Annotated in this window: 28 protein-coding genes and 1 pseudogene; 12 read left to right on the forward strand and 17 right to left on the reverse strand. The window is 56.6% G+C overall.

Going from position 1 to position 25711, the window contains the following annotated elements:
- The coding region (locus AAAC48_RS15870) for a hypothetical protein (RefSeq protein ID WP_340655103.1) at positions 1 to 784 on the forward strand (784 nt) is incomplete at its 5' end.
- A gap of 46 nt (positions 785 to 830) precedes the next feature.
- Here the strand turns inward: AAAC48_RS15870 and AAAC48_RS15875 are convergent.
- Entirely contained in the window at positions 831 to 1025 is a 195-nt protein-coding gene (locus AAAC48_RS15875; protein ID WP_340655104.1) for a hypothetical protein, read from the reverse strand.
- A 300-nt stretch (positions 1026 to 1325) separates the two neighbouring features.
- On the opposite strand from AAAC48_RS15875, the pseudogene AAAC48_RS15880 reads away from it, so the two are divergent.
- Positions 1326 to 1567: pseudogene (locus tag AAAC48_RS15880) on the forward strand (YjhX family toxin).
- A 201-nt stretch (positions 1568 to 1768) separates the two neighbouring features.
- On the opposite strand, the gene AAAC48_RS15885 reads toward AAAC48_RS15880, so the two are convergent.
- The 8 genes from AAAC48_RS15885 to AAAC48_RS15920 form a co-directional block, all read right to left on the reverse strand.
- Complete coding sequence (locus AAAC48_RS15885) at positions 1769 to 3013, reverse strand: type VI secretion protein ImpB (RefSeq protein WP_340655105.1); 1245 nt, start codon at positions 3011 to 3013, stop codon at positions 1769 to 1771.
- Between the two features lie 179 nt (positions 3014 to 3192).
- Positions 3193 to 4983 carry a single-stranded-DNA-specific exonuclease RecJ gene (gene recJ / locus AAAC48_RS15890; protein ID WP_340655106.1) on the reverse strand — a complete coding sequence of 597 codons (1791 nt, stop codon included), beginning with the start codon at positions 4981 to 4983 and terminating at the stop codon, positions 3193 to 3195.
- A 76-nt stretch (positions 4984 to 5059) separates the two neighbouring features.
- Entirely contained in the window at positions 5060 to 5668 is a 609-nt protein-coding gene (locus AAAC48_RS15895) for a hypothetical protein (protein ID WP_340655107.1), read from the reverse strand.
- Between the two features lie 151 nt (positions 5669 to 5819).
- Positions 5820 to 6809, reverse strand: a complete 990-nt coding sequence (gene glpX, locus AAAC48_RS15900) for a class II fructose-bisphosphatase (RefSeq protein WP_340655108.1) — start codon at positions 6807 to 6809, stop codon at positions 5820 to 5822.
- A 178-nt stretch (positions 6810 to 6987) separates the two neighbouring features.
- On the reverse strand, positions 6988 to 8304 hold the full coding sequence (locus tag AAAC48_RS15905) for a homoserine dehydrogenase (protein WP_340655109.1): 1317 nt from the start codon (positions 8302 to 8304) through the stop codon (positions 6988 to 6990).
- Between the two features lie 73 nt (positions 8305 to 8377).
- Entirely contained in the window at positions 8378 to 9595 is a 1218-nt protein-coding gene (locus tag AAAC48_RS15910; protein ID WP_340655110.1) for an LL-diaminopimelate aminotransferase, read from the reverse strand.
- 88 nt (positions 9596 to 9683) lie between these two features.
- Complete coding sequence (gene yidD, locus AAAC48_RS15915) at positions 9684 to 10049, reverse strand: membrane protein insertion efficiency factor YidD (RefSeq protein ID WP_340655111.1); 366 nt, start codon at positions 10047 to 10049, stop codon at positions 9684 to 9686.
- 8 nt (positions 10050 to 10057) lie between these two features.
- Positions 10058 to 10504 carry an iron-sulfur cluster assembly scaffold protein gene (locus AAAC48_RS15920; protein WP_340655112.1) on the reverse strand — a complete coding sequence of 149 codons (447 nt, stop codon included), beginning with the start codon at positions 10502 to 10504 and terminating at the stop codon, positions 10058 to 10060.
- Between the two features lie 270 nt (positions 10505 to 10774).
- Here AAAC48_RS15920 and folE point away from each other — a divergent pair, with 270 nt between their 5' ends.
- From folE to AAAC48_RS15935, 3 genes are all read left to right on the forward strand, one after another.
- Entirely contained in the window at positions 10775 to 11401 is a 627-nt protein-coding gene (gene folE / locus AAAC48_RS15925; RefSeq protein WP_340655113.1) for a GTP cyclohydrolase I FolE, read from the forward strand.
- Positions 11402 to 11419: 18 nt separating this feature from the next.
- Positions 11420 to 11848 (forward strand): phosphoribosyl-AMP cyclohydrolase, encoded by a 429-nt coding sequence (gene hisI, locus AAAC48_RS15930; RefSeq protein WP_340655114.1) that lies wholly within the window; start codon positions 11420 to 11422, stop codon positions 11846 to 11848.
- A gap of 178 nt (positions 11849 to 12026) precedes the next feature.
- Positions 12027 to 13001 carry a patatin family protein gene (locus tag AAAC48_RS15935; RefSeq protein ID WP_340655115.1) on the forward strand — a complete coding sequence of 325 codons (975 nt, stop codon included), beginning with the start codon at positions 12027 to 12029 and terminating at the stop codon, positions 12999 to 13001.
- 15 nt (positions 13002 to 13016) lie between these two features.
- Here AAAC48_RS15935 and AAAC48_RS15940 read toward each other — a convergent pair whose 3' ends face one another.
- Together AAAC48_RS15940 and AAAC48_RS15945 are read right to left on the reverse strand one after the other, a co-directional pair.
- Complete coding sequence (locus AAAC48_RS15940) at positions 13017 to 13448, reverse strand: CBS domain-containing protein (protein WP_340655116.1); 432 nt, start codon at positions 13446 to 13448, stop codon at positions 13017 to 13019.
- A 107-nt stretch (positions 13449 to 13555) separates the two neighbouring features.
- On the reverse strand, positions 13556 to 14290 hold the full coding sequence (locus AAAC48_RS15945) for a rhomboid family intramembrane serine protease (RefSeq protein WP_340655117.1): 735 nt from the start codon (positions 14288 to 14290) through the stop codon (positions 13556 to 13558).
- Between the two features lie 296 nt (positions 14291 to 14586).
- On the opposite strand from AAAC48_RS15945, the gene AAAC48_RS15950 reads away from it, so the two are divergent.
- The 4 genes from AAAC48_RS15950 to AAAC48_RS15965 all read left to right on the forward strand — a co-directional run bounded on the left by AAAC48_RS15950 (position 14587) and on the right by AAAC48_RS15965 (position 17985).
- Positions 14587 to 15228 carry a PAS domain-containing protein gene (locus AAAC48_RS15950; RefSeq protein ID WP_340655118.1) on the forward strand — a complete coding sequence of 214 codons (642 nt, stop codon included), beginning with the start codon at positions 14587 to 14589 and terminating at the stop codon, positions 15226 to 15228.
- A 106-nt stretch (positions 15229 to 15334) separates the two neighbouring features.
- Entirely contained in the window at positions 15335 to 15943 is a 609-nt protein-coding gene (locus tag AAAC48_RS15955) for a PilZ domain-containing protein (RefSeq protein WP_340655119.1), read from the forward strand.
- A gap of 116 nt (positions 15944 to 16059) precedes the next feature.
- Complete coding sequence (gene pip, locus AAAC48_RS15960) at positions 16060 to 17022, forward strand: prolyl aminopeptidase (protein WP_340655120.1); 963 nt, start codon at positions 16060 to 16062, stop codon at positions 17020 to 17022.
- Positions 17023 to 17418: 396 nt separating this feature from the next.
- Positions 17419 to 17985 (forward strand): transglutaminase-like cysteine peptidase, encoded by a 567-nt coding sequence (locus AAAC48_RS15965; protein ID WP_340655129.1) that lies wholly within the window; start codon positions 17419 to 17421, stop codon positions 17983 to 17985.
- Between the two features lie 62 nt (positions 17986 to 18047).
- Here the strand turns inward: AAAC48_RS15965 and AAAC48_RS15970 are convergent, their stop codons facing one another.
- Entirely contained in the window at positions 18048 to 18575 is a 528-nt protein-coding gene (locus AAAC48_RS15970) for a gamma carbonic anhydrase family protein (RefSeq protein WP_340655121.1), read from the reverse strand.
- A gap of 44 nt (positions 18576 to 18619) precedes the next feature.
- Here AAAC48_RS15970 and AAAC48_RS15975 point away from each other — a divergent pair, with 44 nt between their 5' ends.
- Positions 18620 to 19468 carry a hypothetical protein gene (locus tag AAAC48_RS15975; protein ID WP_340655122.1) on the forward strand — a complete coding sequence of 283 codons (849 nt, stop codon included), beginning with the start codon at positions 18620 to 18622 and terminating at the stop codon, positions 19466 to 19468.
- A gap of 32 nt (positions 19469 to 19500) precedes the next feature.
- Here the strand turns inward: AAAC48_RS15975 and AAAC48_RS15980 are convergent, their stop codons facing one another.
- The 5 genes from AAAC48_RS15980 to AAAC48_RS16000 form a co-directional block, all read right to left on the reverse strand.
- Entirely contained in the window at positions 19501 to 19707 is a 207-nt protein-coding gene (locus AAAC48_RS15980) for a DUF3126 family protein (RefSeq protein WP_099999261.1), read from the reverse strand.
- Positions 19708 to 19809: 102 nt separating this feature from the next.
- Positions 19810 to 20634, reverse strand: a complete 825-nt coding sequence (gene cysE / locus AAAC48_RS15985) for a serine O-acetyltransferase (protein WP_340655123.1) — start codon at positions 20632 to 20634, stop codon at positions 19810 to 19812.
- Positions 20635 to 20880: 246 nt separating this feature from the next.
- Positions 20881 to 21636: an alpha/beta hydrolase gene (locus AAAC48_RS15990; RefSeq protein WP_340655124.1), complete on the reverse strand. Its 756-nt coding sequence runs from the start codon at positions 21634 to 21636 to the stop codon at positions 20881 to 20883.
- Between the two features lie 12 nt (positions 21637 to 21648).
- Positions 21649 to 22134 carry a DUF192 domain-containing protein gene (locus tag AAAC48_RS15995; protein ID WP_340655125.1) on the reverse strand — a complete coding sequence of 162 codons (486 nt, stop codon included), beginning with the start codon at positions 22132 to 22134 and terminating at the stop codon, positions 21649 to 21651.
- Between the two features lie 10 nt (positions 22135 to 22144).
- Positions 22145 to 22726, reverse strand: coding sequence for a cold-shock protein (locus tag AAAC48_RS16000; protein WP_340655126.1), 582 nt, complete (start codon positions 22724 to 22726; stop codon positions 22145 to 22147).
- Positions 22727 to 22995: 269 nt separating this feature from the next.
- On the opposite strand from AAAC48_RS16000, the gene AAAC48_RS16005 reads away from it, so the two are divergent.
- Entirely contained in the window at positions 22996 to 23436 is a 441-nt protein-coding gene (locus AAAC48_RS16005) for a VOC family protein (protein ID WP_340655127.1), read from the forward strand.
- A gap of 142 nt (positions 23437 to 23578) precedes the next feature.
- Positions 23579 to 25111 carry an acyl-CoA carboxylase subunit beta gene (locus tag AAAC48_RS16010; RefSeq protein ID WP_340655128.1) on the forward strand — a complete coding sequence of 511 codons (1533 nt, stop codon included), beginning with the start codon at positions 23579 to 23581 and terminating at the stop codon, positions 25109 to 25111.
- Positions 25112 to 25711 lie beyond the last annotated feature (600 nt).

The following is a 25711-nucleotide window of genomic DNA, read 5'->3' on the forward strand; positions in this document are numbered from 1 at the left end:
CGTCTGGCTGGAGGCGCTCATGCTTTTCGAGCTTTTTATCGGAGCCATTTTCGTCGGCGGGACGATTGCGCTGACGCTTTGCGCCTATTTCCTTATGCGGTGGGTCGTTGGAGGCGAGGCCGAGGGGTACGAAAGGGATCTGGCGAGTTCGGGCGTTTCCGCCCTGCACGGGCTTATCCTGGCGCTGGTCTTCGCGCAGGAGATGATCGGCTACCAGCAGCTCCGCTACCAGACCGCCACGGAAGCCAACGCCCTTGCCGACATCTATTTCGATGCCGGGCGCTATGGCAACGCCGAGAAGGGACCGATCCAGAAGGAACTCAATGAATATCTCCATGTCGTCATCGACAAGGAATGGCAGGAGCTCGGCGAGACCGACCGGCTTGCACCGGAGGCCTGGGCGCAGTGGGATGATGCCTATCGCGCCGTGCTTGATCTTGTGCCGGCAAACCCGCGCCAGCAAAGCCTGCGCAGCCATATGCTCGACCGGATCTACCTGATCTCCGACAGCCGCACCAAGCGCGAGAGTACCGTTGCCGATTCGATGAGCGGGGTGTTCTGGTTCGCTGCCCTTTCAGGGGTAATCTTCATTGCGCTCGCCTATTATTCCTATGCGCCGCGCCGCCGCAATATCCTGCTTATTTCGCTGTTCGGCGCCTATACGGGCATCATCCTGTTTCTCATCTATGCCTTCTCAAACCCCTACAGCCCGCCGGCGGCGCTCAGTCCGGGCCCGCTGCTGCGGTTGCAGGAGCAGATCGCCCATCTGCCGCCGCCGAGTTGAGGCTGCGCCGCACCAAATCCCGGAACACCCGATTAGACCGAACGATTCAGTGCCCGTTGGTAAAGCTCTGGTCGCGCGCCCTGTTGCTGGTGCGCAGGCTGCAATTGTAGTAGCCGGATGCACAGGACCGGGCCGGGTTCATGAAATAGGCTTCCACACGGGTCTGCCAGTTATTGTGCGTGCTGCAGCCGGCCAGCGTCGATGCAACCACAAGGGCGGCAGCAATTTTGACAATTTCCATATCTGTCTCCTCTTGTGCGGCTCTGATTCACCACCGTCTGCGCAATGCTTAGCCGTCCATACCCTAGCGAAAGACCGCTGGATGAGCAGCATATTTCCTGAAATGCGGATGCGACACCGCACTTTGACATCGGCGCCGCCATCCACCCGATGGAGTCCTTATGTCTTCTCAGTCTGAGTCCCGCTAAGGCCCCAGCTTCCTTGCAAGTTGGGGCATGAAAACAGGAGCCGCGCGCCGGCATCGGCTGGCTGCGGACGTGTTCACGTGGGGTTTTTGCCCGTTTTCCTCAGGACTATAGACATGGACATTTCGCGCGAGGAACAGCGCATTCTTCACCTGCTCGCCCAGGGCGGCAAAATTCTGCTCGAAAAAGACGAGCGCAAGACCATTCGCGAGAGCGATGGCTCCCGCTATATGGCCTGCGACTTTCGGCTGTTTCGCAACCTGAAACAGAAAAGGCAATCGCATCTTCCGGCGGTGGACCCTACCTGGTCACTCGCCGCGGCCTGGATCTGGTGCGGGCGGAACTGGATAACCGATGAGATCAGCCGGCGGCGCTGTAAGGTGCCGCCGGTGGCTCGCCCAGCGAATTTCGGCATCTTGGCGTGCCAGAAATCGCCAGACAGGGGTACTTGGAAGGCAGAGATTTACGGCAAATCCCCTCACTTGGATTTGCCAAGGATTTAGCAAGGGCTAAATCCAGGAAAATCCTTTCTCTTCGTGCAAGGGAGAGATAATCGGCATCAAAAATCCTCTGCCTCGGGTATCCGCCCGAAGGCGATCTTCGAGCCGATATAATTGCCCGGGCCATTGACCGGGCCGAGGTTGAGCGCCTTCGAGCCGTGGCGGGTGCGCACCTTGTCGAGCATATCCGACACGCGCTCCCACTGCCAGCGCTGCTGCATAGTCTCGCCGGTGTCGAAAAGGTCGCCGCTGGCTTCCTGTTCGCTCGAAAGGTCGTGCAGCACCACGGTAACATTGCTGATGTTGCGCATCTCACCAGATCTAACCAGTTTCTCATGTAAGTCATTGAGACAATTCAGGAAAGTGTGATCATCGCGCGCCGGGCGAAATTGACCTTCGAGCGACACCCGGCTGTCACGCCGGGTGCCCACCGCATAGCTCATGGCGCCGGCGCGAAAATGCGAGCGGCGTAGGCGGCGCGCGGCGCTGAGCGTCAGCAGCCTTGCGCATTGCAGCACCTTTTCCGGCGCGCGCCAGTCCGATGGCAGGTTGCGGCCATGGCCGAACATGCGCTTGACCGTCTCCGGCTTTTCTACCGCATAGCCATGCAACGCCGAGACGAAGCGCTCGCCCTCGACGCTGCTCCAGATGGCGCGGGCGTGTTTCGGCGCGAGGTCCCACAGGCCCGCAATATTTGTGACACCGGCCTCGCCCAGACGTGCGGCCATGCCCTTCGAGATGCCCGGCAGGTCGCGCAATTCGAGGTCGAGCAGGCGTCCTGGCAGGTCGGCGTGGTCGAGGATCACGAAACCGTCCGGCTTGTCCATTTCCGCTGCGATCTTGGCCAGAAGCTCATTGACGGAAATGCCGACGGAACAGGTAAGAACCGGCCCAATCTCTTCGCGCAAGCCACGCTTGATTCGCGCCACCAGCGCCTCCGCCTCGCGCGACTCGGACGCAAGCAGGCTGCAGGTCACCTCATCGATGGAGCGGATGGCGGCGATCGGCACACAGCGCTCTATCGTCTCGAGAATGCGATTATGCAATTTTACGTATACGTCCGGTCGCGCCTCGATGAAGATGATGCCGGGACATTTCTCCTTTGCCTCGCGTACCGATGTGCCCGTCTTGATACCGAAGGGTTTGGCCTGGCGGCTCGCAGCGATGACACTCGTATGCGGCGAGTCCAGCGGCACCACCGCAACCGGACGCCCTCGCAGCGCCGGATTGAGCTGTTGCTCGGCGCTTGCGAAGAAGCTGTCGAAATCCAGGTACAGCCTTTCTGGATGGGTCGGTTTACGCATGCTCAAGGTTCTCATTTGAGAACAAAACTAGAACATATGCGACGGTACTGCAAGGAAATATGCGGTGGTTCGACAAGCGCGCCATGAGGGACGTGGATGATTGCACGAAAAAGGAAACTGCACCGTCGGCGATTATAGTTGCGGCCCACCATCTCCCTCATGGTGAGCTTGTCGAACCATCAGACGGCTTTTACCGCGTCGAGGATGCGAAATTGCGTAGTGATCGAGCCGTTCCAGTGGTTGAGCGCAAGATTGCCCGCCACATGCAGCGACTGCCCTAACTCCTTGAAAAGAAAGTCACCGAGCGGACTTCCAATGGCGCGGAAGGCGATGGCGTTGATGCGCTTGCCATCCGCCCCGGCCAGCGTCGCCTTGACATGGGCGGTGCCAACCATCCGGGCGTCAACGAGCCTGTGATGGGGCAGGACCAGCACCGGTTGCGGATGGCCGGAACCGTACGGACCGGCCTTTTCGAGTGTATCGTAAAGGGGCACCGTGGCGCCCGCAGCGCTCAACGCCCCATCGATGGCAAGCGACGCGTTGCCACGTAGCTGCCCCACCATTTCACTGGCATTCTTCTCGAAAAATGCCCGCAAAGCGCCTAATTTGGCCCGTTCCACGGTGATTCCGGCCGCCATGGCATGGCCGCCACCCTTGACCAGAAGGCCGTGTTCGACGGCACTCCGCACCAGTTTGCCGAGATCGAAACCATTGATCGACCGGCCGGAACCACTGCCTGTACCATTGGCGTTGAAGGCAATGGCAAAGGCCGGGCGCCGCGTCCGCTCCTTCAGCCGCGCTGCAATCAGTCCGACAATGCCGGGGTGCCAGTCATCGCTGGCGGTGACCAGAACTGCTGGTCCTGACGCAGCTGAAAGCTCGACCATCGCCTCGGCCTCCGCCTGTTCCAGCATGATCGTTTCCATCGCCTGGCGTTCCTGGTTCAGCCGGTCGAGCTCCTCGGCAATGCGCATCGCTTCGCTCTGGTCATTCAGGGTCAAGAGCCGCGCGCCAAGCCCGGCATCGCCTATCCGCCCGCCTGCATTGATCCTCGGGCCGATGAGGTAAGCGAAATGAAAGGCGTTTAACGGTTCGCCGATGCGCGAGACGCGCGCCAGTGCAGCCAGGCCGACATTCTGCTGTGCCCGCGCCACCAGGATACCCTTGACGACGAAGGCTCGGTTGAGGTCCTTCAGCGGTACCACATCGCATACGGTCGCCAGAGCCACCAGATCGAGCAGCGACAGCAGGTCCGGCGCGAGTGTGCCGGTGGCGACGCGCTGCTCACGTATGGTGCGCAACGTCTGAACCAGTGTCAGGAACACCACACCGGCCGCACAAAGATGCCCCTGCCCCGAGAGATCGTCCTCACGGTTCGGATTGACCACCGCATGGGCGGCGGCTGGCAGCTCGCCCCCCACCTGGTGGTGGTCGAGTACTACCACATCGGCTCCGGCGGCCTTGGCCGCCTCGATCGCCGCAGCGCTGTTGGTGCCGCAATCCACAGTGACTATTAGCGATGCCTGTTGTGCGAGCTCCTGCATCGCTGCCGGATTGGGGCCGTAGCCTTCGAAGATCCGATCCGGAATATAGATCCGGTTTGCGATGCCATAATGGGTTAGAAATCGCGACAGAATCGCTGAAGAACAGGCGCCATCGACGTCATAGTCACCGAAAATGGCTACTTTCTCACGCCCGGCAATGGCCCTTGCGATACGTTCCGCGGCTTTGTTCATGTCAGTCAGTGAGGCGGGATCAGGCATCAGGCCTTTGATCGTCGGCTCCATGAAGGCTGCAGCTTCGTCCAAGCCCACACCCCTGCCCGCCAAAACGCGGGTAACCAGATCGGGAATGCCATGGTTCTGCGCAATGGCGAGCGCGATATTGGCTTCGCGCTGCCCCAGCCGGTCGATCCATTTCAGACCGGTCGCCGATTGTTCAATGCCGAGAAAGAGCCGTTCAGATACCATCCAAGCGTTCAATCACCCGGCGCCTTTGAATGCAATGCTTCGAATGATGTATCCAACGGCAATCGCAGCAAACCGTTCAGTTGCTGGCTGGCAGCGCCAGATCATTCACCGCAGACGCCATTGACGAAGCAAAATCGGCGAGTTGGCGGTCAACAACCTCTTTCGAACTGAGCCTGTAGTTCATAACCGGCTGGATCAGCATATAACGGCCAAGCACGCCGGTGGCGCAAACCAGGAAATCATCCTTCTTCTGGGGATCGTCCGAACTGACGCAGGCCATGGCGCGATTGCCGTAACTGACATTGGTTCGTTGCGCGACCTGATTGGGCTGGCTGCTGTGGTACTGGAAGGCCTGATCCAGCAGGCTGCGCACCACAGGATCGTCCGGCCCATCCCGGACAGGGTACATCCCTGCTGTATTGCTGGCCCGAACACCATTTACCGACACAATCGCCCGCGCATCCACACCGGCATATTCCACCGTCGCGCTGTAGTTCTGCGGGTCCGCGTTGCGGCTGATCACATTGAATGGTCCGGAGGTGTCAGGTAGCCCGATCAGAATGTCACGGGAGCGATAACCTTGAATGAGATCAAGATCCGCTTGCTGCGCGCGAACAGCGGAAACGCACCCCAAAACGAGGGCCATGGAAAAGACGCAACCGGCGATTCTGCGTTGGATATTCATGACTGTCCCATCGGAATGAATTCCCATGAAACCAAAATAGCAAAAATGATGTGATCCCAATAGGGTACAGTCACAATTGTCAGCAAACAGGCTGAAATGAAACTGCCGGACCCTTTCGAGACCGGCAGCGCCGATTGTTAGGAAGATCCTTTTACTGGAACTTTGCCATATCCTGATGCTTCGCCTTGATCTCACGCACGGTCTGCGAATGCGAACGCATGACGACCGTATGGGTCTGAATATAGTCGCGGGCGAATTTGACGCCGGAAAGCAGATTGCCATCGGTGACGCCGGTCGCGGCAAAGAGCACATCGCCCTTGGCCATTTCCTCCATCGTGTAGATTTTTTTCGGATCACTGATGCCCATCTTGGCGGCGCGGGCAATCTTGTCGTCGCTGTTGAGCTGCAGGCGCCCCTGCATCTGGCCACCGATACAGCGCAGCGCAGCGGCCGCCAGCACGCCCTCAGGCGCACCGCCAATGCCGATATAGATATCGATGCCGGTTTCGTCCGGATCTGTTGTATGGATTACGCCTGCAACGTCGCCGTCACCGATCAGGCGAATGGCAGCGCCAGTCGCACGCACTTCCTCGATCAGCCGCGCATGGCGCGGACGGTCCATTATGCAAGCAGTGATTTCGTGGAGCGGAACACCCTTGGCCTTTGCGACGGCGGTGATGTTCTCGATGGCGGGAGCGTCGAGATTGATGATGCCGGCCGGATAGCCCGGTCCAACGGCAATCTTTTCCATATAGACGTCGGGCGCATAGAGCAGATTGCCCTTTTCCGCGATCGCAATAACCGCCAGCGAGTTCGGCAGGTTCTTCGCACAGATCGTCGTGCCTTCCAGCGGGTCGAGTGCGATATCAACGGCGGGACCGTTCCGAGTGCCAACTTCCTCGCCGATATAAAGCATCGGCGCTTCATCGCGCTCACCCTCACCAATGACCACAGTGCCATTGATCGGCAGACGATTGAGCTCCTGCCGCATCGCGTCAACGGCAGCCTGGTCGGCAGCCATCTCGTCACCGCGTCCGCGCAGGCGTGCTGCGGCGACGGCCGCACGTTCGGTTACGCGTACGAGCTCAAGGGTCAGAATACGATCGAGGCCTGCTTCAGTCTGGTCGGAAGTTTTCGGCATAGTGTTTCCTGCTTTGGTGTCGAGGTGCCATATTGCGGATCAATACAGCGTTGCTTAGCATCGGTATGCGAACCTTTTGTCAAAGTCGCAACCATGCGGCAAGAGCCGAAGGCCAAGAAAAACCCTTCGTCGAAAAAGCTAATCGATTAAACGGTGTAGCGGGGTTTTTAGAACAAGTTTAACCCGCCCGCTCGATGCGGATCATCTGCGGTTTGTCCGTAGCATGACCATCCTTGACGATGCCCTCGAGCGCCTTCTTGACCGCAGCTTCCGTCGTCTCGTGGGTTACGAGAATGACCGTTTTGGTCGATTCTGGCTGGTTGTCGGCGCTCTGCCGCTGCACGATGGATTCGAGCGAAATGTCATTGTCCGCCATGCGTTTGGCGATGGCAGCGAACACACCTGCACGGTCATGTACGGTCAAACGGATGAAGTAACCGCCCTCATGCGCACGCATCCTCGCACGCTTATAGGGTGCGAGTGCCTTGGCCGGTGTGCCGAATACGGGCCCGTGCTGGAACCCGGGACGGCTTTTGGCGATATCGGCAAGATCGCCAATGACGGCCGAGGCGGTCGCCGCACCACCGGCGCCGGGGCCGGACAGAAGCAGTTCGCCGAGCAGATCGGTCTCGATCGCCACGGCATTGGTCACGCCATGCACCTGTGCGATGACGGACTCGACCGGCACCATGGTCGGATGCACGCGTTGTTCGATGCCACTGTCGGTCTTTAGCGCAACACCCAGCAGCTTGATGCGATAGCCGAGTTCGTCTGCCGCCTTGATATCGGCCAGCGATATATTGCTGATGCCTTCGAGGTAGATGTCATCCGCCGAAATCTGCGTGCCAAAGGCGAGGCTGGTCAGGATCGCCAGCTTGTGCGCCGTGTCATTACCCTCGATATCGAAGGTCGGATCTGCCTCGGCATAGCCAAGCCGTTGCGCGTCGGCGAGGCAATCCTCGAAGGAAATGCCCTCATCCCACATACGCGTCAGGATGTAGTTGCACGTGCCGTTCATGATGCCGTAAACGCGCGAAACCGTGTTGCCGGTCAGCGACTCGCGCAGCGCCTTGATAACAGGGATGCCGCCGGCAACGGCCGCTTCGAAGTTGAGTAGCACGCCCTTGTCTTCGGCAATCTTGGCGAGTGATACACCATGCTTGGCGAGCAGCGCCTTGTTAGCCGTAACGACATGGCGGCCCGATCGCAGCGCCGCCTCAACAGAAGCGCGCGCAGCTCCTTCATCGCCGCCGATCAATTCGATGAAAACGTCGATATTGTTCGACTTGGCCAAGGCAACAGGATCATCGAACCAGGTTGCTGACGAAAAATCCACTCCGCGATCGCGCTTTGGATCGCGCGCCGACACGGCGGTCACGATGATTTCCTTGCCACATTGGCGGGTGAGCATTTCGCCCTTGTCACGCAATATTTTCAGGACCGAGGCACCAACCGTACCCAGTCCGGCGATTCCCACGCGCAGCGCTTCACTCATCGTTCACTTCCCTGAAATTTTGCTGAAGCGGCGCCGGACGGCGCCGCTGATTCCGGTTTACCCGCGCGTGAGCTCAACGGCGCGCGTTTAACGGAATGACGTTGTGCAGTTTTTCGTCTGCGGTTGCAAGAAACCGCTTCAGATTGCGTGCTGCCTGACGGATCCGGTGTTCATTCTCGACCAGCGCGACGCGGATATAGTCGTCACCATGTTCGCCAAATCCGATACCGGGCGCGACAGCCAGATCCGCATGTTCGATCAAGAGCTTGGAGAACTCGAGCGAACCGAGGTCGCGGAACTTCTCCGGGATCGGCGCCCAGGCGAACATGGTCGCGGCCGGTGCCGGAATATCCCAGCCGGCACGGCCGAAGCTTTCCACCAGCACGTCACGACGATGCTTGTAGACACTACGAACTTCGGCAATATCAGAACCATCGCCATTGAGCGCCGAGGCTGCAGCAACCTGGATCGGTGTGAACGCGCCATAGTCGAGATAGGACTTCACCCGGGTCAGCGCCGAGATCAACCGCTCATTGCCGACTGCAAAACCCATGCGCCATCCGGGCATGGAGAAGGTCTTCGACATGGAGGTAAATTCCACGGCAACATCGATCGCGCCCGGCACCTGCAGGACAGAGGGTGGTGGCGTGTCATCGAAATAGATTTCCGAATATGCCAGATCCGAGAGAACGATGATTTCATGCTTGCGGGCAAAAGCCACGACATCCTTGTAGAAATCCAGCGACGCAACATGCGCGGTCGGATTGGACGGATAGTTGAGAATCAACGCCAGTGGCTTCGGGATCGAATGACGGATGCCACGCTCCAGCGCCGGGATGAACTGATCGTCAGGCTTTGCCGGAATCGAGCGAATGACGCCGCCGGACATGATGAAGCCGAAGGCATGGATCGGATAGGTTGGGTCAGGGCAAAGCACCACATCGCCGGGCGCAGTGATGGCCTGCGCCATATTGGCGAAACCTTCCTTGGAGCCGAGCGTCGCCACGACCTGTGTGTCGGGGTTGAGCTTGACGCCGAAACGGCGCTCGTAATAGGCGGCCTGGGCCCGGCGCAGCCCTGGAATACCCTTGGATGAAGAATAACGATGCGTGCGCGGATCCTGAACGGCTTCGCACAGCTTGTCGACAATGCCTTGAGGGGTCGGCAGGTCGGGATTGCCCATACCAAGGTCGATGATATCCGCACCCGCCGCTCGCGCGCTCGCCTTGAGGCGATTCACCTGTTCGAAAACGTAAGGTGGGAGGCGGCGAACTTTGTGAAATTCTTCCATAGGCTGGGTCCGGTTAAAATGGGTTGAATCTGCGCGTGCGCTATACACCCAATCCGCACGGCGGTCGAGCAATCATTGCGTGTCGGACTCACGTTGAGGGGGTATGAAGCCGCCAATAGCGCCAGGGTTTATACCAGATAAACCGCTTGTCCAGCTCCGTTGGAACCGGATCCAGGCCGTGTGTTCCGCCCGGGCCGCAGCGAAGAAAACGGAAGAGGCCCATCCAGCCGCCAGTCCAGAGCCCATAGCGGGCGATGGACTCGTAGGCATATTCCGAACAGGTTGGAAGATGCCGGCAGGAATTGCCGACGAAGCCGGACAATGTCAGTTGATAGAAACGCACGAGTCCTGTTCCCAAGAGACGTCCGGGCGTTTTCGGCCACGGGCCACGCCAGTTGCGCGAATATTTGGCCGGGACCTTTGGCGAATGATCGTGTGCAGGCTGCGAGCACATAGTTAAGTTCAGGCCACTGCTTCGGCAGATTTCTTCTCAATCTGGTTCAGGCAATCAACCACGGCATCAAAAGTCAGCATCGTCGAATTATGGCGTGCCTTGTAGTCGCGCACCGGTTCAAGAAATTTCAGATCTTCGAACCGGCCTTCTGGCGGCGCGCCATTCTCCTTCAGCATCTTGAACATGACTTCGCGAACGTCGCGCAACTCCCGCGCTGTCGCACCGACAACATGGCGCGCCATGATCGACGAGGATGCCTGTCCCAACGCACAGGCTTTGACATCGTGCGCGAAATCGCAAACGACGCCATCCTCCATCTTCAGATCAACGGTAACTGTCGAGCCGCAGAGTTTCGAATGCGCGGTCGCGGAGGCATCCGGATCCTGCAGACGGCCGAGCCGCTGGATATTTCCGGCAAATTCCAGAATACGCGCATTGTAAACGTCGTTGATCATGATGGATGCCTGTTCCTCGACACAGCGTTCACCGCTAACACATCATTGTGCGCCGCTTTGACCCCTATTAATCTCCAATTCCCTCTCTATATAGTATGAGAGAGACCCAGCACAAAGTCGCGTAGATTAAATTATGTGTTGGGGTAATATGGTCGGGTATGGATCGATGGTTCATACCCACATCAATACACCGTCCGTCCCTTGTGGAACGACTATCGTGTATTGCCGTTTAACTCGTCGCTCCTTTGAGGGCGGCTACGGGAGATCGCGATGGATGCGGTAATCAAGAACTTGCAGTCAGCGGCTGTAAAGCAGGACAACACTCGGCGGCCAACTCAGGAAGAAGCGGAAGCAGCTGTACGCACGCTGCTGCTCTGGGCTGGCGACAATCCGGACCGCGAAGGTCTTCTGGACACGCCAGAGCGGGTAGCAAAGGCGTACAAGGAACTCTTTTCCGGTTATGCGCAAGATCCGGCTGATGTCCTCGGCCGTACCTTCGAGGAAATCGCCGGATATGAGGATATTGTCCTCATCCAGGATATTCCCTTCTTCTCGCATTGCGAGCACCATATGGTGCCGATCATCGGCAAGGCGCACGTCGCCTATCTGCCGGATGGCGAGAAAGTCGTCGGACTATCGAAGATAGCGCGCGTCGTCGATATCTATGCGCATCGCCTGCAGACGCAGGAGGCCATGACGGCGCAGATTGCCAATGCCATCCAGGACTCGCTGGAACCGCGCGGCGTCGCCGTAATGATCGAGGCGGAGCATATGTGCATGTCAATGCGCGGTATCCGCAAATCCGGTTCGATGACAACGACGACCACCTTTACCGGCACCTACAAGACCGATGTCAACGAGCAAGTACGGTTCATGACCCTTGTCCGGGGTCGCTAATATCCAGAATTGGCATTGATGCGTTTTTTTTCCGATTCCCTCAGCGATAAGCATGAAAACGAAGAAGGCGCGGTGTTTGCACCGCGCTTCGACGCGTCCGGTCTGATTACGGCTATCGTTACCGATGCAAAAGACGGTCATCTGCTCATGGTTGCCCACATGAATGCCGAAGCCTTGCGTCTGACGCTCGAAACCGGCGTGGCGCATTACTGGTCACGTTCGCGCGAAACGCTCTGGAAAAAAGGCGAAACATCAGGGAATTTGCAGACGGTCGTCGAAATGCGCACGGACTGCGATCAGGATGCACTGTGGCTTAAAGTAAACGTCGCCGGTGACGGCCCCACCTGCCATACCGGACGCCGATCATGTTTTTATCGGCAGGTCGTCACAACAAATGGAACATCATCATTGGTAATGCAGTTAGAGACAAAGGTGGGTCCATCCTAGCCATACGGCCAAGTTGGCCGGAAAGGCGCCTCAGCCTCGTAGCCGCCATTAGCAAACTCTTAATCCTATTTCCTTGGTTGGCTAAGAGGTCACAATTACGCAATATTCATCCTTGAACACTATTAATGTCAATTCATGCTAGGGACAATGAACCAATAAGAATCCAGGAGTGCGTGCCATGCTCGAATGGGCATCGCGCCGGTTGCGCGCGGCAGAACCGATCGGCATCAGTGACAATCCGGAAGTGCCAGTGATTACACCGGAACAGCCTCGCGACAGCAAGACGCCTATTGCCCTAGCGCTTGGTGGCGGTGCTGCGCGTGGTTGGGCGCATATCGGTGTCTTGCGTGCCCTTGATGAAGCAGGCATCGAGATTTCCATGATTGCCGGAACATCGATCGGTGCCCTCGTCGGCGGCTGCTATCTTGGCGGCAAGCTCGATCAGCTGGAGGAATTTGCGCGTAGCCTGACGAAGCGTGGCATTTTCAGCCTGCTCGATCTGCGTATTGGCGGAAACGGCTTGTTTGGCGGCATGAAGCTCGACCGGCGGTTGCGCGAACATCTGGAAGAACTCTCCATCGAAAAGTTACCCAAGCGGTTTGTAGCCGTATGTACGGAGATCAGCACCGGCCACGAGATCTGGCTGACGCGAGGAAGTCTCATTACGGCGATGCGGGCTTCCTATGCCCTGCCGGGTGTATTCGAGCCAATCGAATGCAACGGCCGGACGCTGGTCGACGGCGCCCTGGTCAACCCGGTTCCGGTGTCCGTCTGCCGTTCATACGAACAGCCCCTGGTTGTCGCGGTCAATCTGCACTATGACCAGTTTGGGCGCGCTGCCGTCGTCAAACACGCCGCCGAATCTCCCCATGCGCAAACTGGTGATGGCGAGGCAGCCGGTTCGCGCTTCGGATCACCCTATTCGAAGCGTCTCGGGATAACCGGCGTCATGATGGAATCGTTCAACATTATCCAGGACCGGATTTCGCGTGCGCGCATGGCTGGCGATCCGCCCGATATCGCGCTTTTGCCGAAGATCGGCCATGTGGGGCTTGCCGAGTTTCACCGCGCCGACGAAGCGATCAAACTCGGCTATGAAGAAACAATGGTGCGCCTCGGCGAACTGGAGCGCATGCAGAAGCTGGTGTTTTAGCTTGTCGCAGCCGCCTCAGGCGGTTGCGATATAGCTGCGAATGTCCTCTGACTCGCGCTCGACTTCCTCGATCCGGAGTTTGACGACGTCGCCGATAGACACAAGACCGTGCAAACGCCCGTCCTTTTCGACCGGCAGATGGCGGAAGCGGCCACGGGTCATCATTTCCATCACCTGATTGATCGTATGCCTTTCACTGCAGACACTAACCTTTATGGTCATGGTTTGCGAAATTGGCTTCCATAGTGCGTCGGCGCCATCGGCGGCGAGAGCTCGGACAACATCACGCTCGGACAGAATGCCTTTGATGACCTTCTTCTCATCGCAAACAACAATCGCACCGATCTTGTGCTTCGCCAGCATGACAATTGCATCGCCCAATGTCGTTTCCGGCGTCGTGCTGAATACGTCGTAGCCCTTGCGTTCGAGTATCAATTTGACAGTCATGTACATCCTCCTTGCACATTGCCTCAGACCTTCGAAATCCCCCAAAATACATCTGATGGTCTAGTTCATCGTGCGCGTATGTTGCGCTTTATGCAACCGCTTTGCAATTATACCAACAGTTGAGGGTCGATACGACTGTCATTGCGGCGGTCGAACAGGGATATGCCGAAAAAGCCGATGAAGAAGCCGCCAATATGCGCTTCCCAAGCAATTGTCGCCGAACTGTCGACGCCGACGGAGAGCAATCCGGTGACAATATTGGTGACAAACCATACGCCAAGAAACACAAGGACCGAGCGCATGCGCAGCGCCACGCCGATCGGCAGGATATCACCGACGAAAGCCGCCGAATTGCGCAAGGGTGAGCGGCGGAAGCCGAAACGCGCCGCAGCGCCCATCATGCCCGAGACCACGCCTGAAGCCCCGACCAGGGGTGTCATACTGTCGGGATAGACCACGAAATGCGTCATCACGGCGGCGATTGACGCCACGATCCAGAACAGCGTTGTACGCAGCGGGCCAATACGGGCAGCAAGCGGCGAGCCGAAGGCCGCGAGCCAGATCATGTTGAGCGCGATATGGGCAATGCTGCCGTGCATGAGCGAGTACGTCACGGTCGTGAGCCAGGCGGCGGGTGAGTAGAAGCCGCCATACTGTGAGAAACGCGCCGGTACGAAGGCGAAGTTCCAGAGGAAAACGCTGCCCTGATCTTCGTTCAGGATATAAGTCTCCAGAACAAAGACGCTGCCGCATATGGCCATGACGGCGAGAATAACGCCCGGAATATTGAAGACAGGCTCACGGCCCGAAGAATTGTTCTGGACGTCCACTCCATCGTTCATTCGTCTCGTCAAGCCTCGCTGTTACTAGTTGCGGCACGCTATCCGGTTATAGAGCGGCAAGCAAAGCCCGACGAACAGAAAAAAGCCGCTCGACGAGAACCGAGCGGCATCAAAATTCAGAATAGTTGATCATGAAAACTCTGATACCCGTTTGTCTCACAACGCTGCCATCAGCTCAATCGAAACCAATTGTTAACCTTAATCGCGCGCCACGGTGGACCCTGACGCTTGATCGGTGGCATCGGGGTTTCGTCAGTGTCAGAGTCCGGATGACTTGAAGATTCGTTGGTATCTGGATGCAGATGAACCCTATGCGGCATGATGGAACGAGCGATCTTTTTGCCTACTGGAACCGGCTGCGCGGAACGCGTGCTGCGCCAGAGCGCAAAGAAATCGCACCCGCGTCGATCGGTTCGCGGCTCGCCGACACATTCATCCTGCAGGCGGCAGGCGCGTCCGAACCAGGATTTCGCCTCGCCGGCACGCGCATTTGCTCCATCCACGGCAGAGAACTGAAAGGCCAGCCTTTCATCTCGCTCTGGCAGGCAAAGGACCGCAGCGACATCGCGCGCCTCGTCAAAAACTGCATGACGAACAAGGCCGTTGTCCAACTGAACTATGAAGGCCGGAGCATTCGTGGCCGCAAGGCATTGTTTAAACTCATTCTTTTACCACTTGCCAGTGAAGCCAACGAACGGCACCTGATGGGGATGATCATTGCGCTCGGAAGACCGTTCTGGCTGGAATCCGATGCGATCGTCGAAAACCGCATCCAGGCGGTCTCGATCGTCGATCCTCACCACTTCGCGGTCCCCAAACGCGGCGATCCAGTAAAGCAGGAATCCGAGACCATCGCGCCCCTTCCTTTTGCGCGGACAATCATCAGCCGCAAGGTTCGCCATTTGCGCGTATTCGACGGTGGAAAAATAGGCGATTAGGTTAGCGATTTATGATCAACCTCCAGTTGCCGTTACCTTGGCGTTAAGACTTGTGACATAGGCTGGCGCCATCAACTCTGTCGATTCTGCAATCTGGACAGCTTTCATGCAGTTACACCGTGACGATTCGAGCCCGAACCCTGCCGCCACGGGCAAGTACTATAGCGTAAAGGTCCAGCTTTATGGCCGCTTCATGCTCGAAGACCGTACCGAGCATGTTTGCCAGATTGAGGAAATGTCTCCTGGCGACGTTGTCATTACGACAGATGTGATGGCGAACAATGGTGAGCGGGTTATCGCCTATATCGATCACATTGGCCGGATTGAAGGCTCGGTCGAGCGCATGGTTCGCGGTGGCTTTCTCCTTTCACTTGTCGCTTCGGACCGCAAGAAGAACAAGATTGCTGCGCAGCTGACATGGCTCGCCAACAAGCACGAACTGGACATGCCGGAAGACCGGCGTCATCAGCGTATTGCGCCGCGCAATCCGATTACGACCCTGTCGATGGCTGATGGACGTCAATATCCATGCCGGATCATCGATCTGTCCATTTCCGGGGCGGCGGTTGAAATCCGCATGCGCCCTGCCCTGAACAGCCAGGTTATCCTGGGGTCAACGCGTGGGCGTGTCGTCCGCCATTTCGAGGAAGGCATCGCAATCGAGTTCGCGACCGTGCAAAGCCGCGAAACAATCGATATCGCATTCGAGCACTAGAGCTAAGGCAATCTATCGTATGGGAATGTTGCCGATAACGGGTTGATTGTCGTTAGACATTTACAAAGCTCGACGATGAATGCCTGCGCTTTGGCTTGGCATCATACGGTTCTGACATGAAACAGCTTTACCCCGATATCGGAACATACGACAGCGGCATGCTTGATGTGGGTAGCGGCAACTGCCTCTATTGGGCAACGTATGGCAATCCAGACGGAATGCCCGCTGTTATATTCCACGGCGGCCCCGGATCCGGCTATTCCGCCAGATCGCCACGTTTTTTTGACCCCACGGCATACCGAATTGTTGCCTTTGATCAACGCGGATGTGGCCAAAGCACACCCCATGCGAGCGACCCGGCAACTGATCTTTCAAGCAATACGACCGCATATCTGCTGGGTGATCTCGAATGCCTGCGCCGATATCTAGGCATTGAACTATGGCTGGTATTTGGCAACTCCTGGGGCTGCGCGCTTGGTCTTGCCTATGCCGTGGAAAATCGCGACCGGGTGACGGCGCTCGTTCTGGTGGATGTGACGACTACGCGGCGCTCCGAAATCGATTGGCTCTATCGCAGAATCGCGCCACTATTCCCGGAACAATGGTCGCGTTTCAGGGGCGGTGCGCCAGAGCATCAACGCGACGGAGATTTGGTCGCAGCCTATTACCATCTTTTAAACGATACTGATGCGGCCATACGCGCCAAGGCAGCAGCGGACTGGCACGATTGGGAAGCTGCATCGATTTGCGCCGATCCAAACAGCAAGCCGTCGCCAAAGTGGTCGGATCCCTTATATCGGATGGCGCGAGCACGTATCGTGACGCACTATTTCCATCACAATGCGTGGCTGGAAGACGGTATTCTCCTGATGCAAGCCCGTGCCCTTAACGGCATTCCTGGCGTCATGGTGCAGGGACGACTTGATCTTGAAGCGCCGCTGGTTACCGCATGGGAACTCTCAAAAGTCTGGGAAGGCGGTGAACTCGTCGTAGTAAAAAATGCCGATCATTCTCCCACCGATCCGGGTATGAGCGAGGCAATTATTGCCGCAACCGATCGTTTTGCGAGACCCGCTTAGCAGATAGCAGCAAATTTGAACGCTGTTTTCTATAATTCTTGTCCGCTCATTTCACATCCCGGAAATATTTTTGGCTAAATTGCCACCAAATTCGGGCGAGGTAGTCGAAATGCGCTGGAAGACATTAAGGCATCGTCAATCACACAATATTCCGAGAAACGAATGCTTAATGCTGTTCTTCTTCAGCAACGACAATGATAACTGCATTTAAATAAAATAGTAATAGTTATTAATACATGGTTATATTCTAATTAGTTTATTTTTTGCTACTGATTTGATTCACATTTACTCACCGGCATTTCCGCTCGATCAAGCTCTCTCTGTCATTGTCGTCTCAACCGGGGAGACGACGGGATGATAAGAAAGACAATTTTGCTTGGGGCGGCGTTTCTGTTCATGTGCTTGACCGCGCAGGCTGATCCAAGTGTGTCGAACGCGGCATTCATGAAGACCGGCGGACGCACATCGCAGCCGATTGGACATTATGAGTTCTGCCAGACCTATAAAAACGAATGCAATATCAAGAGCAACGATGACAGGCCGGCCGCCTTGACCTCAAAGGTCTGGAGCTTGCTGGTCCAGGTGAATAGCAGCGTCAACACAAAGATCCAGCCAGCAACCGACATGGATATCTGGGGCAAGGCGGAAGTCTGGTCCTACCCCACGACCGTTGGCGATTGCGAGGACTATGTCCTGCTGAAGCGGAAAATGCTCAACGAAAGCGGAATTCCGCTTAGTGATCTGCTGATTACCGTGGTGCGCCAGATGAATGGCGAAGGTCATGCCGTCCTTACCGTTCGCACGGATCGCGGTGACTATGTCCTCGACAATCTGGAACCGCGTATCAAGCCGTGGAACGAGACCAACTACGACTACCTCAAGCGCCAGGCGACGAACAATACCGGTGCTTGGGTGTCGATCAACGATGACCGTCAGGTCCTGGTTGGCAGCATCGAAAAGTAATCGGGTCATCAGCACGATGCCGATCCGAGCCAGTCCTCGAAATGGGGCTGGCCCGGATCGTTTTAGCCGATCTCCATGCCGCGCATGAAGCGCTTGGCATTCTCGACATAATGCGTGGCGGACAGCCTGAGTTGTTCAATAGCGGCGTCATCCAGAGTCCGTATCACCCTTGCCGGTGAGCCCACAATCAGCGAATTGTCGGGGAATTCCTTGCGCTCGGTCACCAGCGCGCCCGCGCCGACGAGCGAGTTTTTCCCGATCCTTGCTCCGTTGAGAACAATCGCTCCGATGCCAATCAGTGAATTGTCGCCGATCGTGCAGCCATGGAGCATGGCACGATGGCCAATGGTGCATCCCTCGCCGATTTGAAGCGGATAGCCCATGTCGGTGTGCATGACTGTATGTTCCTGCACATTGGTGTTTCGGCCCACATGGATCAACTCGTTGTCACCGCGCAGCACAGCACCGAACCAGATACCGGCATTCTCCCCAAGGAAGACTTTGCCGATCAAGGCCGCATCGGGGGCGACCCAGTTCGATTCACGGCGCTGAAATTGCGGTGCGTATCCATCAAGCGTAAAGATTGGCATGAACTCTCCTCGAAATCTGTGGCCGGACTTTAGCGAACCGTCAAATGGTTGGCGAGCGATACCTGATCTTAGGGTCCGGACCCTGGCCTCGTCAGGTTCAATTAACCATAAATCAGCACTCTCTCCGCTACATTGGATCGGTCAGCCATAATCGATCTGGTAGGCCCATGCTGTCTTCGACATACAGGATAGAGCCGATTGCAGGCAGCTTGCATCTGCGGCGCGTCTTCTACTGTGTGGCAGTGCTTGCATTCATGTCGCTATGCCTGGCTGTTGCGGGACGCTTCCTCGGCCACACCATTTCACTCGGCGGACACACAGAAGACGGGACATTTCAGGAAATTATCATCGGCAACAGCGTATTGGAGTTACCGGCCAATATGATACGTTTCGACAAACAGCGGCGAAACGGCGTTGCCGAGCGTGTGGATATCTATTTGCATTGGCCGGAGATGCTGGGTTATCAGCCGGAATTCATCCAGGACTTCAACGGTTCCGGGTCGGGAAAACGGCTGTTGTTTCTCACTTTGGAGCCGCGCGCCATTTCTCAGGACATGTCGGGCCGTTACGGACCAATCTACAGCACATTGACGAATGGGCCCGGTGTCAAAGGACCTAAAGGTTTGACCGTTCAAGGTTTCCGGCCTGAGAGCGGATTTGTCAACGAGGAGCTCGTGGTTGCGCCGGAACACGAGGGAAACAAGCCATTTGTTGCGCGCTGCCTTGATGCGGAAACATCAAAAGGCAATCTCGCATCCTGTCAGCGGGATATTTTTGTTGGTAAGGATCTGCAGCTAACCTACCGTTTTCCAAGGGAAATGCTCGAGGACTGGCAGGCGCTCGAACAGCAAATGCAGGCATTTGCCAAAGCCCATATCAAGGGGCCGCAGTGACGCCTTTTGGCGTCACTCACAACTCAAGCTGCTCACAGATCCATCTCAAGGATGGCCATCGAGAAATTGTAGGAGAGCTCACCCTCGTCCTCGTCCTTGTAGATCAGGCCAAGGAATTCATCGCCGAGATAAAGTTCAGCGGAATCGTCCTTGCGCGGACGGGCCTTCACAGTGAGTTCCGTGTTTCTGAATGTGCGCTTGAAGTAGCTGTCGAGTTTTTTCAGTTCTTCCGGTTTCACTTAGGTCTCCTGTCATATGCATTTAGCAGGCTTTTGGCACGCGAAAGTCTGCCCTGTAAAGGGCAGACTGCAATTGTGCACCTGCATGGAGACCTGTGAGCCTCAATCGAAATTGGTGACGAGCTGGTCCATAGCGCGCGAGGGCTCCGCGCAACCGGTCTCGCCGACGACGCGGGCTGGGACGCCGGCGACGGTGATATTATGGGGGACCGGCTTAAGCACCACCGACCCGGCAGCGACTTTGGAGCAATGGCCGATTTCGATGTTGCCAAGGATTTTGGCGCCAGCACCGATCAGGACGCCATGGCGGATTTTCGGATGCCGATCGCCTGATTCCTTGCCGGTGCCGCCAAGCGTGACACCTTGCAAAATTGAAACATTGTCTTCGATGACAGCCGTCATACCGACGACGATGCCGGTGGCATGATCGAAGAACACGCCCTGCCCCATTGGGACCTGCGGGTGAATGTCGGTTTGGAAAACCGATGACGAGCGGCTTTGCAGGTAGAGCGCAAAGTCCTTGCGGCCTTCGTTCCACAGCCAATGAGCGAGGCGATGGGTCTGGATCGCCTGGAAGCCTTTGAAATAGAGCACAGGCTCAATGAATCGGGTGCAAGCTGGATCCCGATCATAGACGGCCTGGATATCGACGCGCAAAACCTGCGACCATGACGGGTTTGCTTCCAACATCGCCGTAAAGGTCTGCCGCAGCAGTTCCGACTCCATGTCCGGGTGATCGAGACGCTGGGAAATACGATGGATAACAGCTTCTTCCAGCGACTGATGATTGAGGATCGTCGTATAGAGGAACGTCGCCAGCAGCGGTTCGCTGCGAATGGTCTCTTCAGCTTCGGCGCGGATGGCGTGCCAGATCGGATCCATATGCTGGATCGATCCAGTCATTTTGACGGGGCTGCTTGCGGGCATTTCCTACTCCGGACGTTTGGCCAAAATTCCTGCTCGATAGTTTAGCATAAGGCAAAAATGATTTCTTGACACTCCAATTTCCAGAGCCGTCGGCCAAGAAATTTTGAAGCATCGATCGATTTGCCTGAATATCACGATCTCATTCAAGAGTCGCCATAGCCTATGCGGCACTGTCCCGCAAGGAACGAACAGGCGGCTGCTCATGTTCCTTAGGCCGCACGAAACCGCAATTTATCCCGAATTAGCTCAAAGCGGATGGCGTTCGAGGAAATCCAGAACGGCCTGTTTGAACACCTTGTCGCCGACAGCGAGCATATGATCCCGATTGGGAATGTCGATCGCCTCGCCCTGCGGCATGAGAGCCGCGAGCTTGTGGGGATTGCCGCCAATGTCGTCCTTGGTGCCAACCGCAACCAGCGCGGGCTGGGTTATCCGCGCCATGTTTTCGACGCTGATCTCTTCCTTTGACGTGATAACGCAGCCGGCCAGCGCAATCTTGTCGCTCTTGGTCTTGTCGGCAAACATGCGGAACATTTTTCCGCGCGGGTGCGCGATTGTCTCCGGATCCTCCGCTAGGAGCGCTTCGGCAATCGGCGACCAGTCGCCGGCGCCCTCAACCATGCCAATGCCGAGACCACCAAAAACCAGGTCGTGAACGTTGTCGGGATGTTGAAGTGCCAGGAATGCACTGATGCGGGCACCCATGGAGTAACCCATGACATGGGCTGTCAGGATGCCAAGATGGTCTAGCAGCGCAGCGGCATCCCCTGCCATCAAGGTTGGCGTGTAGACGGATTTATCGTGCGGCTTGTCCGATTGGCCATGACCGCGATTGTCGATTGCGATGGTCCGATATCCTTCAGCAGTGAGCGTGGGAACCCAGCCCGGCTGCACCCAATTGTAGAATGCCGACGAGGCGAAGCCGTGGACAAGGAGGATGGGCTCGCCCTCGCCTTCGTCGAGATAGGCGAGTTTCAGTCCGTCATTATGGAAGAATTGCATGGTTGGGGTCCGTCAGTGACCAATCGCTTCAATAGCGGGATGCCGCACCTTGTCACCAATTGTCAAGCCGAGGCGCCGTGCTGTTCCCGCCTTAACTTCAACAACGAAACGCACCGGACCGCCCGACGAAATGATATCGCGGGAAAAAGGCACCGCATTTTCGCGAATGGCGGAGATGCGGCCATTGTCGTCAAGGAACAGCATATCGAGTGCGGAAGGCGTGTTCTCCATCCACATGGTGACCAAGCGGGTCTCATCAAAGACGAACAGCATCGCGCTGTTGTCCTTCAAGTCCTTGCGGAACATCAGGCCGCGCTCGCGCTCGTTGTCCGTGTCGGCGATCTCGACGCGAAAGGGCACATCGCCTTTGGCCGTATTGATGGTGAGCGGCGCGGAGTCGATGGGTAGGTGCATCGGCGCCTGATCGAGCGCCAAAGCAGGAAGTATCGAAAATACCAGAAGAACGAACCCTGCCAGAACTGATCTCAAGCGGGTCATCGTAACGTATTCAGTGAGAAGCCGGCAGCTGGGTGCCGATGTCAGGATGGATCTCCGAAGCCATCAGCCCCTTGTCGCCGTGACCGAAGCGGATCAGTACCACCTGGCCCGGACGAAGCTCGGTCAAGCCGAAATGGCGAAGCGTTTCCATATGGATGAAAATATCCTCGGTCCCCTCGCCGCGCGTGAGGAAGCCGAAACCCTTGGTGCGGTTGAACCATTTGACGAGGACACGCTCGAGCCCGCTCGACGGCGTGACTGTGACATGGGTGCGTGCCGGCGGCATTTCCGTCGGGTGGACGGCTGTCGAATTGTCCATTGACTTGACGTGGAAGCATTGCATCCCGCGCTCGCCCTGCTTGACTTCGCAAACAACGCGCGCGCCTTCGAGTGCCGTCTGAAAGCCATCACGGCGCAGGCAGGTAACATGGAGAAGGATGTCAGGGAGATCCGCATTGTCAGGAATTATGAAGCCATAGCCCTTGGCCACATCGAACCATTTGATCGAGCCCGATACCTCGATGAGGTCCAGGCCGTCTCTTAGACCTTCGTCATCGGGGGAATGCTGGGCTGATACTGGTCTGTCTGACATGAAGCGAGCCCCTCCTCTCCTGAAAGAAACCACTGATTCTCTGCTTCAAGAATAACACCTGACCAAGGCCAGAGAGCAAGTATCATCTGTCGGTTTTGTTGAAAACTACACGTAAAACTGGTGTTTATCCTCAACGCGCCAGGCCAGTCTAGATCACAAGTTTGTGGAGCTAAATATTAAGTGCTACGAATGATAAGCGGCTTTCAACCTGCGCGACAGCATGGTTGCCGCCATGTTTCAATCCCATGAAAAGAAACCAAGGGCAAAAGATGCGCTATCTTCACACAATGGTCCGTATCCGCGACATTGACGAATCGCTGGATTTCTATTGCAACAAGTTCGGCCTGGAAGAGGTCCGGCGCACGGAAAACGAGAAAGGCCGGTTCACGCTCATCTTCCTCGCAGCAGCGGAAGACAAGGAAAGATCGGCTGCCGAACGGGCTCCGGAGCTGGAATTGACCTATAACTGGGACCCGGAGGAATATACGGGCGGGCGCAATTTCGGCCACCTTGCCTATGTCGTCGACAATATCTACGAGACGTGCCAGAGGTTGCAGGACAAAGGCGTTGTCATCAATCGCCCGCCACGTGACGGCAACATGGCTTTCGTCCGCTCACCCGACGGCATTTCGATCGAGATCCTGCAGAAGGGATCGCCATTGCCGCCACAAGAGCCATGGCTGTCGATGCCGAACACCGGCACCTGGTAAAAAGTACAGCTTGCTGATTGCAACTCTAGCGCGTACCCGTCCACCGCTTCGCGGCGCTCGGGTACCGCTGTCCAGCCGCTACAAATTCCTTCCAAGCGTCTTCCTCTCCTGATATCAGAAATGACAAAATGAGGAGGATGCCATGAAGGATGTGCTGATCGAGCTTGAACGCCGCAGAACCATTGCCCGCGAAGGCGGTGGCAAGGCGCGGATCGAGGCACAGCACAAGCGTGGCAAGCTTACCGCGCGCGAACGCATTGATATCTTCCTCGATGAAGGCTCGTTCGAGGAGTTCGACATGTTCGTCGAACATCGTTCTACCGATTTCGGCATGGAAGAGACGAAGTTCGCCGGCGATGGTGTCGTCACCGGCTGGGGCACGATCAATGGCCGGACGGTCTTTGTCTTTGCCAAGGATTTTACCGTATTCGGCGGGTCGCTCTCGGAAGCCCATGCGGAAAAGGTGCAGAAGATCCAGGATATGGCACTGCGCAACCGTGCGCCCGTGATCGGCCTTTATGATGCCGGTGGCGCTCGCATCCAGGAAGGTGTCGCTGCACTGGGGGGTTATGCGGAGATATTCCAGCGCAACGTTCTGGCCTCCGGCGTCATCCCGCAGATTTCCGTAATCATGGGCCCCTGTGCAGGCGGCGATGTCTATTCGCCGGCGATGACCGACTTCATCTTCATGGTTCGCGATACGTCCTATATGTTCGTTACTGGTCCGGATGTGGTCAAGACAGTCACCAATGAAACGGTGACGGCCGAACAACTCGGCGGGGCGTCAATCCACACGACGAAGTCATCGATCGCCGACGGTGCCTATGACAATGATGTGGCAGCACTGCTGCAGATGCGCCGCCTGATCGATTTCCTGCCCGCCTCCAATACCGCCGAGATTCCGGAAATCGAATGCTATCAGTCGACCGATGAACTCGACTATTCACTCGACCGGCTGGTGCCCGATAACGCCAACAAGCCCTATGACATCAAGGAGCTGATCCGCAAAACCGTCGATGAAGGCGATTTCTTCGAGATTCAGGAGAGCTTTGCGAGGAATATCGTGGTTGGCTTTGGGCGTGTCGAAGGCAGTACAGTTGGGATTGTCGGCAATCAGCCGATGGTGCTGGCGGGCGTTCTCGATAGCGACGCATCGCGTAAGGCAGCGCGGTTCGTCCGCTTCTGCGATTGCTTCAATATCCCGATCATTACCTTTGTCGATGTTCCAGGTTTCCTTCCCGGCACCGCTCAGGAATATGGCGGCCTGATAAAGCATGGCGCCAAGCTGCTCTTCGCCTATGCCGAAGCAACAGTACCGAAGATCACAGTGATTACCCGCAAGGCCTATGGCGGCGCTTATGACGTGATGGCGTCAAAGCATCTGCGCGGCGACATCAACTACGCCTGGCCGTCAGCGCAGATTGCCGTAATGGGTGCCAAGGGGGCGGTCGAAATCATCTATCGCAAGGATATTGGCGACGCCGACAAGATCGCGGCGCACACCAAACGCTACGAAGACCGTTTCCTGTCGCCATTTGTTGCCGCGGAGCGCGGCTATGTCGACGAGGTCATCATGCCCCACTCAACCCGCAAGCGGGTCTCAAGAGCATTGCGCATGCTGCGTAACAAGGATCTCGAAAATCCCTGGAAGAAACACGACAACATTCCGCTCTGAAAGAGCAACCGCGCAATTGGAAAGATGAATTGGGGTTTCAGCGACGGAAGCTGAAACCACCATTGGATTCCCGCAAAATCTGGGAAATTGTGCGCCTGTCGCACGGCTCGCTCAGCTTCGCTGTGGCCTTGATGATCGCTGCCTTGGCTTTGGCCATTTGTGCGAGTTTCAATACATTTGTTTCAGTCGACGATGATGTATCTTTATTTATTGTTATCATTCTTCGATACCTCCACTCTAAAACCACTCTCCAGAAGAGTAATCCTTAACCCGGGCACGTTTATATTCCGTGTGCACTGCACTCTTGTACGAAAACTAAACCGATTTAACAAATCACTATTTGTATCGAATTTTGACCTATATTTGAATAAAACCAATAGATTGCGAATAGATTCCCCACCTGTGAATAAGCACGGCATTTATTTTGAATTGACGCGTTGCAGCACAACAAATTTACGTCACAAAGGCCAAAGATTTCCGAAAATTTCGCTCAGACGCAGCTAGCCGAGCAGGCTCTTCGGCCCAAGCTGCTGAAGTAATGTTGCAACCGATGTGATCGGTTGGCGGCTGCGCCGTGCCGGTTACGACGGCGGCATAGTC

Origin of the sequence: Phyllobacterium sp. (assembly GCF_037994405.1) — a bacterium.
Lineage (GTDB): Bacteria > Pseudomonadota > Alphaproteobacteria > Rhizobiales > Rhizobiaceae > Phyllobacterium.